Consider the following 9,921-nt stretch of genomic DNA (forward strand, 5'->3'; position numbering starts at 1 on the left):
GTGATCGAACGGCTCGTCGCGTTTTCCGTCCAGCGTCGCTGGTTGGTCATAGCTCTCGTTGCGCTCGTCACCGTGGCGAGTGCCGGGGTGGCAGCTCACCTCTTCAAGATCAACACCGACGTCGAACGGCTGATCGACAAGGACGTGCCCTGGCGGCAGGACGAGATCAACTACGAGAAGGCCTTCCCGCAACGGACCGGAACGCTGGTCGCGGTGATCGATGGCCGGACGCCGGAGCAGGCGGAGGAGGCTGCCGCCAACCTCGCCGCGGCCCTCGCCAGCCACAAGGACATGATCGAATCGGTCTATCGGCCCGATGGCGGCGCGTTCTACGAGAAGAACGGCTTCCTCCTGATGTCGCAGGAGGAATTGAACAAGACCACCGAGCAACTGGTGCAGCAGCAGGGGCTGCTCGGCCCCCTCGCGGCCGATCCGTCCTTGCGCGGGATCATGCGGGTGCTCGGTCTCGGCGCGCGCGGCATCAAGTCCGGGGACGCCAAGCTCGAAGACCTCGAGCGTCCGATGACGCAGATCGACGACACGGTGCGCAAGGTGCTGGCCGGCGAGCCGGCGCGCATGTCGTGGCAGATGCTGCTGTCGAACGGCAAGACGCAGAGCACGGACCTGCGCAAGTTCGTGATGATCCAGCCGGTTCTGGACTACAACGCGCTGCAGCCCGGCGCCGAGGCGACCGAACTCGTTCGCAAGGTCGCCACCGAACTCAAGATCAACACGCTCGGCGGCACCATGTTCGCGGACGCGGCGCGGATGCGGTTGACGGGACCCGTGGCGGTCGCCGACGACGAGTTCGCGACCCTCTCGGAAGACGCCCTACTGAACTACAGCGTCACCGTCGGCGCCATCGTGCTCTTCCTGTGGCTGGCCCTGCGCTCGGCACCCCTCGTCGGCGCGGTGCTGATCACCACCTTCGCGGGCCTCATCGTCACGGCGGGTCTCGGCCTGCTGATGGTGGGGGAACTGAATCCGATCTCGGTGGCCTTCGCCGCGCTCTTCGTCGGGCTCGGCATCGATTTCGGCATCCAGTTCGCCGTGCGCTACCGGGCGGACCGCTACGAGCAGCCCGACCTGCCCTCCGCCATGCGGGCGGCCGCGCGCGGCGTCGGCTGGTCCCTGACCCTGGCGGCGATCTCGCTCATCGCCGGCTTCTTCGCCTTCCTGCCGACCGCGTTCCGCGGAGTCTCCGAACTCGGCCTGATCGCCGGTGTCGGCATGATCGTGGCCTACCTGTTCTCCCTGACCCTGCTGCCGGCCCTGATCGCGGTGTTCCGGCCGAAGGGTGAGCGCGAGGCGGTGGAGACAACCTGGCTCGCGGGCGTCGATCCCTGGATCATCCGCCACCGCAAACCGATCCTGATCGGCGTCGCCCTGATCACGCTGGCGGGCCTTCCGCTGCTGTTCAAGCTGCCCTTCGATTCGAACCCGATGCACCTGCGCAGCCCGAAGGTGGAATCGATCTCGACCTATCTCGACCTGATCAAGGACCCGGAGACGAGCCCGAACCTGATCGACGTCCTGGCCCCCTCCCCCGAGGCGGTGCCGGCCCTGGCCGACAAGATCTCGAAGCTGAAATCGGTCGCCAAGGTCATCGACATCAACACCTTCGTGCCTCTCGACCAGGATCAGAAGCTCGCCACCATCGCGGAGACGGCGCAGCTGCTCGGCCCGGTCCTCAATCCCAGCCGCAAGCCGCCGCCGCCCACCGATGCCGACAACGTCAAGGCGATCAAGGAAGCGGTCACGGCCCTGCGCGGCATCGCGGCCGGTTCGAGCGCGCCCGGCGCGAAGGCCGCCGGTGCCCTCGCCGACGACCTCGACAAGCTCGCCGCCGCTCCCGTGGCGACCCGCGAGGCCGCCAGCGTCGCGCTGACGAAGGACCTCAAGACCCTGCTCACCCGCCTCGCCGGGCTGTTGAACCCGGAGAAGATCACCCTCGACAACCTTCCGCCGAAGCTGAAGGCCGAGTGGATCGCGGCCGACGGCCGGTCGCGGATCGAGATCCATCCGAGCGGAGACGCCAACGACAACCGGGTCCTGCGCAACTTCGCCAAGGAGGTGCAGAGCGTGGCCCCGCACGCCACGGGCGCTCCCGTCGCGACGACGTCTTCGAGCTACACCATCCTCGGCGCCTTCCTGCAGGCCGCGATCACCGCCCTGGTGCTGATCTTCATCATCCTGTCGGTCGCGCTGCGGAAGCCGTGGGACGTGGCGATGACGCTCGGGCCTCTGGTGTTGGCGACGCTCTGGACCCTGATGGCGCTCCACGTCGTCGGCATGCCGCTGAACTTCGCCAACATCATCGCGATGCCGCTGATGCTGGCGGTCGGCGTGGCCTTCCACATCTACTACGTCATCGCCTGGCGGGCCGGGGTCACGGACATGCTGGCCTCCAGCCTGACGCGGGCGATCTTCTTCTCGGCGCTGACCACCGGCACCGCCTTCGGTTCCTTGGTGCTCTCGAGCCATCCCGGCACGGCCAGCATGGGCAAGCTCCTCGCCCTGTCGCTGTTCTTCACGCTGGTCGCAGCGTTCTTCGTGGTCCCGGCCTTCCTCGGCCCGCCGCCCAAGCAGCCGGACCCCAAGCGTCCCGAGGGTGATGCCGCCCTCCCCCCGTCGCTGCAGCCGCGGAGTGCCGAGGCGGTTCCGGCGAAGTAGCGCCGGCCGCTCCGGCGCTGGTGACGACGAAGAACGGGCGCGGATCGGATCCGCGCCCGTTCTTCGTTTCGATGCGTCGGTTGGCGATCAGAAGTCAGGACAGGAAGTCGGAGAATCCACCGCGCCTCACGCCGGCCGCCGCCGCGAGGGTGGCGGGCGCGATGAGCGCGTCCCGCTCGGCCGCGTAGGCGTAGCCGGGCGCCTCTCCGGGAAAGCCGCCGGCGGTGGCCGGATGCGTGTAGAGCTCGGTCAGGCCGTCCGGCAGGTGCGACAGGAGGCCGGCGACACGGGCGGGCGTCATCGCCCCCGACCATGCCAGTCCGAGCGTCCGGTCGGGGATCAGCAGGCCCGCCTGACGCGCCCGCACGGCCAGCAGCGCGGCCCAGGGCGCGCTGTCGAGAGCCGCCTTCGGCGTGGCGCCGGGTTCGGCCGCGCGCAGGATCGCGCGCGTCTCGCGCGGAACCCGGATCGCTCGCATCCCGTGGCGGCGACCGGCGGCCAGGACGAGGCCGGCGATGAGGGGATGCACATGGAAGTGCTTGTGCGCGTTGACGTGGTCGAGCGGCAGGCCCGTCGCCCGGTAGGCCTCGAACTGCGCCTCGATCTCGGCCGCGAGTTGCCGACGCGCGGAGGCCTTCAGGGCGAGGTCGAGGCCGAGGCGGCCCATGTCGTTGCGGATCAAGCCATCGCCGTCCACGAGATCTGGAAGCTGCTCGGGCGGCAGCGTCGGCCAGGCCTCCACCATCACGAGGTGGAGCCCCACGCGCAGGGAGGGCAGGCGCTGCGCGCGTGCGACGGCATCGGCGGCGGCGGGGGCGGATACCATCAGGCTCGCGGCGGTGAGGATTCCCGACCGGTGGGCCTGCTCGACCGCCTCGTTGACCTCCAGGCTCAGACCGAAATCATCGGCCGTCACGACAAGCCGCTTCACGCTCGACCTCACTCGATGGGCGAGGAGGCGCTCTCCCCGTGAAAACGCAAAACGGCCGGGCCGCGAGGCCCGGCCGCGATCTCGATGTCCGACGAAAAGGCTCAGGCGGCCTTGGCGCCCTGACGCTCCTTGAGGAAGCGGTAGAACTCCACGCCCTCGCGCAGGCGGCGCTTCATCATGTCGGGCGAGCGCACCATCTCGGAGACGATGGAGGCGATCTTCGGAGCGCGGAAGTAGAACTTCCGATAGAACTCCTCGACCGCCGCGAAGATTTCGGAATGCGACAGGTGCGGGTAGTGCAGCGGCGCGATCTGCACGCCGTTCTCGTCGACGAGTTCGGCATTCGCGACGTCGAGCCAGCCGTTCTCCACGGCCTGCTTGTAGAGGAAGGTGCCGGGGTAAGGCGCGGCCAGGGAGGCCTGGATCGTGTGCGGGTTGATGCGCTTGGCGAAGGCGATCGTCTCCTGGATCGTCTCGCGGGTCTCGCCCGGCAGGCCGACGATGAAGGTGCCGTGGATGGCGATGCCGAGGTCGTGGCAATCCTTGGTGAACCGCTCGGCCACCTCGACGCGCATGCCCTTCTTGATGTTGTTAAGGATCTGCTGGTTGCCGGACTCGTAGCCGACGAGGAGCAGCCGCAGGCCGTTCTCCTTGAGGACCTTCAGGGTCTCGCGGGGCACGTTCGCCTTGGCGTTGCAGGACCACGTCACGCCGAGCTTGCCGAGTTCACGCGCGATCTCCTCGGCGCGGGGCAGGTTGTCCGTGAAGGTGTCGTCGTCGAAGAAGAACTCCTTCGTCTGCGGGAACTCCTTCAGGCAGTACTTGATCTCCTCGATCACGTGCGCGACCGAGCGGGTGCGGTAGGTGTGTCCGCCCACCGTCTGCGGCCAGAGGCAGAAGGTGCAGCGCGACTTGCAGCCGCGACCCGAATAGAACGAGATGTAGGGGTGCTTGAGGTACCCGATGAAGTACTTCTCCATCTCGAGGTCGCGCTTGTACACGCTCGTGACGAAGGGGAGCTGATCCATGTCCGTCATAATCTCGCGATCCTCGTTGTGGATCACGACACCGTTGGCGTCCCGGTAGGACAGGCCCTTGATCTCGGACATCGGCGTGCCGTCGGCGACTTCCTTGACGGTGAAGTCGAACTCGTTGCGGGCACAGAAATCGATGCACGGGGCCTGCGCCATGGCGCCGGCGGCGTCGACCGCGACCTTGGCGCCGATGAGGCCGGCGATGAGCTTCGGGTTGGCGGCCTTCAGAGCCTCCACGGTCTTCACGTCGGACTTGAACGACGGCACCGAGGTGTGGAGCACGACGAGGTCGAAGTCGTGGGCCTGCGCCACGATCTCGGCCAGCTTGATGTTGTGCGGGGGCGCGTCGATGAGCTTCGAGTTCGGCACCAGGGCGGCCGGCTGGGCGAGCCAGGTCGGATACCAGAACGACTTGATCTCGCGCTTGGCCTGGTAGCGGGAGCCGGCGCCGCCGTCGAAGCCGTCGAAGGTGGGAGCCTGCAGGAAGAGGGTGCGCATGGGGTTCAAGGCCTCAGCGAGATCGGGGGGAAGGTGAATCGAGGACGGACGAAGCTTAGAGCGACGATGCACCAGCATCGCGACCGAGCGTCGCCTCGGGGATCAAGGTGCCATCCGCAACCACGCGATAATCATGGCCCTTCCATGTCACCGCACCCGAGACGAAGCTCCAGGTGAAGTTCATGAAGGAGAGGATGTCGCGAATCGGCAACAGCCAGTACGCGTGCGGGGCGAGCCCGAAGGCGCGCTCCAGGCGGATGCACAGGGTGATGCGGCAGGCGAGCGCGAAGGCCGCCACGGCCAGGGCCGTGGTTCCGGCCCCGGGAATCAGGGCGCCAATCAGCGCCAGCGGGAAGGCGTGGGTCACGAAGGAGCCGGCATATCCGGCCGGATCGACGTTGCGGATGGTGCGGTTCCAGCGAAGCTCGTGGCTCCACAGGCTCGCCAGATCGGTATCGACGCAGGTGTGCCCGATCGTGAAGTTCGGGATCGCCACGACGCCGCCCTTTGCACGCAGGGCCTCGCCGATGGCGTAATCGTCCGCGAGGTCGTCGCGGAACGCCTCGAAGCCGCCGATGTCCGTCAGAGCCGTCGCCGTGAAGGCGATGGTTGAGCCGAAGCACGGGTTGGCGAGGCCGAGCGAGGTGCCCATCACGACGTTGGGCAGGAACTGCACGTCGATCGCCAGCGCCGAGAGATGGGCCCAGATGCCCCGATGGGCCGGGACGCCGTGATACAGGCAGGTGACGCCGTTGACGCCCGGCCGGCTCAACTCGGCGACGACGCGGCCGAGGTAATCCGGCTTCACCACCATGTCGCTGTCGGCGAGCACGACGACCGCATGCGCGATCCGCGCCGACATGTTGATGAGGTTCGAGACCTTGCGGTTCGAGCCGTGCTGGCGGGCGTCGATCACCAGGTCCAAGCGCAGGGCCGGATAGGCGGCCTGGAGGCGATGCACCACCGCGATCGCCGGATCGGCGGGGTTCTGGACGCCGAACACGATCTGGACGGGTCCGGCATAGGCCTGCTGGCAGAAGGTCTCGAGGTTCTCGTAGAGGTTCGGCTCCATGCCGCAGAGCGGCTTGAGGATCGTCACCGACGGCACGTCCGCGCCGAGAACCGGGACCGCCCGGCGCGCGAAGCGCCCCGCCAGCAGCGCGGCGGTCAGTCCGTAGACGCAACCGACCAGGGCGATCAGCGGCAGGAGGTGCGAGAGCCAGGTCAGGTCCATGAGGGGCATCGCTCGGTCACGGGTCTCGTGAGAGTGCCGCGGGATCGGGCGGCGCGAATCGTTCGGTGGTCGGAAGGAAGAAAGTCCAGGCTCTCTCGCCGGACTCTAAGGCGCTGGTTTGACGGCGAGCATGCCGGTGGTGCGATCGCGCATGAAATTCAGGAGGCCATCCGCCCCGCCGGTCTTCAGCGGCTCGGCGAAGCTGCCCCGCAGGCTCGCGACCTCGCTGACGTTGCCGTTGAGGTAGACGTCCTGAACCCGGTTCTCCGGGTTCACGAGGAAATCGACCTGCGAGGTGTCGCCGTCCTTGTTCGCCACTTCGGTCTGCACGACGCGGTTCGGGCCGCGCGCGTCGCTCTGCGGCTTCACCGTGAACTTGCCGCCCGCCGCCTGGGCGAGACGCGTGGCGTAGGTGGCGGTGAAGTAGCGGCCGAAGGCTTCGGTGAGAGCCCCCTGCTGCTCGGGCGTCAGGGTCTTCCACTTGGGCCCGACCGCGACCCGGACCATGGCGGGAAAATCGAAGGTGTCGTTCAGGGTGGGGCCGATGCCCGCCGCGCGCGCCTTCACGTCCTTCGGGCTCTCCTTCAGGGCCGTCTCGAAGGTGCCGTAGACCTTGGTGATCGCGGCCACGGCCGGATCGTCGGCCGCATGGGCCGCCGGAACGACCTGGAGCAGGCCGGCGACGAGGCCGGCGAGGACGACGCGTTTCAGGCGCACTTCTTGAGTTCTCCCAACTCGGCATCCGGCCGGGCGCGGCCGGGACCGAGATCGGCGACGAGCCCGTAGGCCGGGACTGACACGAGGATGTCGCGACGCAGGCCGGCCTCGCCACGCGGCTCCGGGGCCTCGGCCGTGGTGGCCTCGCGGCCTTCCAGGGCATGCCAGGCGAAGAGGCCGGGGACGCCGACGAGCAGATCGGCGAGGCGCTTGACCAGGGAGAGGGCGAGCGCCGCTTCCGCCGGAATCCCGAAGATGGCGCAGAGCGCGATCAGGCCGCCCTCCTGCGCGCCGAGGGCGCCCGGCACCGCGAAGGCCGCGCCCCGCACCGCCTGGGCCAGGCTCTCGATCACCACCGCCTCGACGATGCTGACGGGATATCCCATGAAATGGAGCGCGACGTAGACTTCGATCGTGCCGATGAGCCATCCGACGAGATGAATGCCCATGCCGCCGACGACGCGGCCGACATTGCCGTAGAGCCGCTTCAGGCTGTCGTAGAGCACGTCGATGGCGCCGAGCGCCTGCCATTCGCGCGACCCGGCGAAGCGGCCGACCAGAGCCTGAATCACCTTGTGGCCGCTCCGGCGCTGGATCAGGTAGAAGGCGCCCAGGGCGGGCGCGGCGAGGGCCAGACCGCCAGCGACCGTGCGCACGATCGGGCCGTCGCCGGCGAGGGAGATCAGGAGCACGACACCCGCGACGGTGAAGAGGAACTGGGTCACTGCCTGAGTCATCAGATCGACGAACATGCTGGCGCCGGCGATGCCGCCGGGGACGCCGCGCTTCGTCAGCAGGCGCGCGGCGACGAAATCGCCGCCGACCTGCGCCACGGGCAGCAGCGTGTTGATGCCCTCGCGTACGAAGCGCAGGGTGATGCTGTCCCGCAGGCTCGGACGCTGGAACTTCGGAAAGATCACGAACCAGCCGAGACCGGCCCAGGCCACGGCGACGGCGCGCGCCACCACCACGACGAGGGCGCCCCAGCCGGCGCTCACCACGGCGGCGGCCACGTCTTCCAATCCCGAGGACAGGAACAGGCCGACGACCGTGCACAACCCGGCGACGAGGGCCAATGTCGTCAGACGCTTCATGGTCCCCTTTCGGCGTGCGGCACGGGGATCTCTTGCTGAAATCCGCCGCGTTTCCGACCGCAAAAAACCGCCGGAAACGGTGAACATCCTGCGAAGTTGCAGCTTTGGGAACCGTTGTCTATCACCCGGGAGACACAGTCGGAACCAAAGCGGCACAGGGCGGAAGGCCCGAGAATCAGCCGTCGGGTCGCGCAGGGGAATGGACATTGATGGATCGCGAATCACACATCACGGCCGATGAGGCCGTGCGCGACGACGGGCATGGGGAGCGTTATGCAGGCGCGGCGCTCGGTACGGGGCGCGTCCCGGCTCCGAGTTCGCCGGTCATGGCCTGGAACGAGTGGGACCCGCTGGAGGAGGTCATCGTCGGAAGTCTCGACGGTGCGACCATTCCGACACACCACCTGACCGTGATCTTCAACCTGCCCCGCGCCGCCCAGCCGTTCTACCGGTTCGCCTCGGGCTTCCGCTATCCAAAGTTCATGAAGAAGCTCGCCCAGAAGGAGCTCGACAACTTCATCGCGATCCTGGCCGGCGAGGGCGTGAAGATCCGCCGCCCCGACACCATCGACTTCTCGAAGAAGTACAAGGCTCCGCGCTGGTCCTCCCGCGGCTTCTGCGTCGCCTGCCCGCGCGACCCGTACCTCGTCATCGGCGACGAGATCATCGAGAGCCCGATGTGCTGGCGCTCGCGCTACTTCGAGGGCGACGCCTATCGCTCGCTGTTCAAGGAATATTTCCGGAACGGCGCGCGCTGGACCTCGGCGCCGCGCCCGCAGCTGACCGACGATCTCTACAACTACGATTACCGGGTGCCGAACCTGAAGGCCGGCGAGCCGATGCAGTTCACTGTGAACGAGTTCGAGCCGGTCTTCGACGCGGCGGACTTCGTGCGATGCGGCCGCGACCTCTTCGTGACCCGCTCGAACGTGACCAACCTGATGGGCATCGAGTGGCTGCGCCGCCACCTCGGCCCGGGCTTCCGCATCCACGAGATCGAGAGCCGCTGCCCGCAGCCGATGCACATCGACTCGTCGTTCATGCCGCTGGCGCCCGGCAAGGTGCTGGTCAACCCGGACTACATCGACGTCGAGAAGCTGCCGGCCGTGCTCAAGAAGTGGGACGTGCTGATCGCCCCGCGCCCCGACCCCGTCGAGGGCTTCATGAGCAAGATCTCGATGTGCTCGCCCTGGACCTCGATCAACGTGCTCGCTCTCGACGAGAAGAAGATCGTCGTCGATGCCAGCCAGCCGACGCTGATCAAGGCGCTCAAGGATTGGGGCTTCGATCCCATCCCGGCGCCGTTCCTGTCCTACGGACCGTTCGGCGGCTCGTTCCACTGCGCCACCCTCGACGTGCGCCGCCGCGGAACGCTGAAGTCCTACTTCTAGGAATCGCCGCGATCCCATCTGGTGGGATCGCCACGATCCCGTCTCGGACGAACCGGGGGGCGCGATGGCGCCCCCTTTTTCGTGTCAGCGCGCGACGCCGTAGACCGATGCCGCCGCCGAGACGGGCGCGGTGACGGTGGAGAAGACGGAGAGGACCTTCTGGACCTCGGTGAAGGGGGCGTTGGAGACGTAGACGAGGTCGCGGTTTCGCATGCGGAAGGCCTGGGTCAGGAACAGGCTGTTGGGATCGCGCATGTTGATCCGGTAGACCACCGGCACCAGCGGCGTGCCGAGCAGCGGGCTGCCCGGCTTCAGGCGCCGCACCACCGCGGCCGGCTCGAAGCGGAAG

General features: G+C 67.9%; 7 protein-coding genes and 1 pseudogene. 2 read left to right on the top strand and 6 right to left on the bottom strand.

Annotated features, from left to right (window positions below; genetic code table 11):
* Complete coding sequence (locus MKK54_RS05030) at positions 1 to 2,673, top strand: MMPL family transporter (protein ID WP_244009588.1); 2,673 nt, start codon at positions 1 to 3, stop codon at positions 2,671 to 2,673.
* 94 nt (positions 2,674 to 2,767) lie between these two features.
* Here the strand turns inward: MKK54_RS05030 and hpnK are convergent, their stop codons facing one another.
* The 5 genes from hpnK to MKK54_RS05055 form a co-directional block, all read right to left on the bottom strand.
* Positions 2,768 to 3,604 carry a hopanoid biosynthesis-associated protein HpnK gene (gene hpnK / locus MKK54_RS05035; protein ID WP_244009589.1) on the bottom strand — a complete coding sequence of 279 codons (837 nt, stop codon included), beginning with the start codon at positions 3,602 to 3,604 and terminating at the stop codon, positions 2,768 to 2,770.
* Positions 3,605 to 3,705: 101 nt separating this feature from the next.
* Positions 3,706 to 5,136 (bottom strand): hopanoid biosynthesis associated radical SAM protein HpnJ, encoded by a 1,431-nt coding sequence (hpnJ, locus tag MKK54_RS05040; protein WP_244009591.1) that lies wholly within the window; start codon positions 5,134 to 5,136, stop codon positions 3,706 to 3,708.
* A 55-nt stretch (positions 5,137 to 5,191) separates the two neighbouring features.
* On the bottom strand, positions 5,192 to 6,370 hold the full coding sequence (hpnI, locus tag MKK54_RS05045) for a bacteriohopanetetrol glucosamine biosynthesis glycosyltransferase HpnI (protein WP_409564130.1): 1,179 nt from the start codon (positions 6,368 to 6,370) through the stop codon (positions 5,192 to 5,194).
* Between the two features lie 105 nt (positions 6,371 to 6,475).
* Complete coding sequence (locus tag MKK54_RS05050) at positions 6,476 to 7,087, bottom strand: phospholipid-binding protein MlaC (protein ID WP_244009596.1); 612 nt, start codon at positions 7,085 to 7,087, stop codon at positions 6,476 to 6,478.
* Positions 7,078 to 8,181 (bottom strand): flippase-like domain-containing protein, encoded by a 1,104-nt coding sequence (locus tag MKK54_RS05055; protein ID WP_244009597.1) that lies wholly within the window; start codon positions 8,179 to 8,181, stop codon positions 7,078 to 7,080. Before MKK54_RS05055 ends, MKK54_RS05050 begins: the two co-directional genes overlap by 10 nt.
* 209 nt (positions 8,182 to 8,390) lie before the next feature.
* Between MKK54_RS05055 and MKK54_RS05060 the strand changes: the two genes are divergently transcribed.
* The gene (locus MKK54_RS05060) at positions 8,391 to 9,572 is read left to right on the top strand and encodes an amidinotransferase (protein ID WP_244009598.1); all 1,182 of its coding nucleotides are present in this window, start codon (positions 8,391 to 8,393) and stop codon (positions 9,570 to 9,572) included.
* Positions 9,573 to 9,656: 84 nt separating this feature from the next.
* On the opposite strand, the pseudogene MKK54_RS05065 reads toward MKK54_RS05060, so the two are convergent.
* A pseudogene (locus MKK54_RS05065) lies at positions 9,657 to 9,921 on the bottom strand (sugar transporter); the annotation flags it as partial.

This window comes from Methylobacterium sp. J-068, from assembly GCF_022829445.1.
In the GTDB taxonomy this organism is placed as follows: domain Bacteria; phylum Pseudomonadota; class Alphaproteobacteria; order Rhizobiales; family Beijerinckiaceae; genus Methylobacterium.

What these genes read in the sequence shown, in the direction of transcription:
- MKK54_RS05055 (WP_244009597.1), bottom strand. Translation starts at nt 8,181, where the DNA reads ATGAAGCGTCTGACGACATTGGCCCTCGTCGCCGGGTTGTGCACGGTC.
- hpnJ (WP_244009591.1), bottom strand. Translation starts at nt 5,136, where the DNA reads ATGCGCACCCTCTTCCTGCAGGCTCCCACCTTCGACGGCTTCGACGGC.
- hpnI (WP_409564130.1), bottom strand. Translation starts at nt 6,370, where the DNA reads ATGGACCTGACCTGGCTCTCGCACCTCCTGCCGCTGATCGCCCTGGTC.
- MKK54_RS05060 (WP_244009598.1), top strand. Translation starts at nt 8,391, where the DNA reads ATGGATCGCGAATCACACATCACGGCCGATGAGGCCGTGCGCGACGAC.